This window comes from Myxococcus sp. AB056, assembly GCF_006547365.1.
GTDB lineage: Bacteria > Myxococcota > Myxococcia > Myxococcales > Myxococcaceae > Myxococcus > Myxococcus virescens.
Map to the genome: position 1 here is coordinate 1 of NZ_VHLB01000209.1, position 645 is coordinate 645.

Below are 645 nucleotides of genomic sequence, written 5' to 3' on the forward strand. Positions count from 1 at the left end.
GGGGTGCGGGGGGGAGTGGGTGTTAGTCACCACTCGCACACATTTTCGGGTTTGGACTAGGGTGCTGCGCCCCGGAGTCGGCGGAGCAGAAGGCCATCAAGGGCAATATGTCGAAGAAGCGCGTCCACGAAATCGCCAAGGAACTCAAGAGCCACGGGATTGAGCTCGACAACAAGGAGGTCGTCACCGAGCTGTCGAGCCTCGGTTACGACGTCAAGAGCCACTCGTCGTCTCTCGATGACGACCAGGCGACCGCTGCCGTCCAGAAGATTCTGGACAAGCGCAAGCCGAAGCAGGCCACGCCGCCCGTGACGGCGAAGGGCTTCGTCGTGCGCCGCAAGGTGGGTCCGCCCGCCGGTGCGACCGCGGACAGCGGGGCCGAGGCTTCACAGGCCGCCGAGCCTGCCTATGAGCAGCCGCCGTCGGCGCCCGAGCCCGCCACGTTCGCCGCCGAGGAGCCGGTGCAGGCGCCTCCGCCCGTCGAGGCGCCCCGCGCGCCCGCCGAGCCGCCGAGCGCCCCGGAGCCCCAGCGCGTCGAGGCCCCGGTCGCCGCCGCGGCGGAGCCGTCGGCTCCGGCTGCTGTCACGTCTACGCCCCCCGCGCAGGTCGCCGAGGCCCCGAAGGCCCCTGCCACCGCCGAGGTGG

The 645-nt window shown here is 71.5% G+C and carries 1 protein-coding gene; it reads left to right on the forward strand.

The genetic code is table 11. The annotated features are described in order from the left end of the window. Window positions 1–107 precede the first annotated feature (107 nt). The coding region (locus FMP39_RS37165) for a translation initiation factor IF-2 N-terminal domain-containing protein (protein WP_194858726.1) at window positions 108–645 on the forward strand (538 nt) is incomplete at its 3' end.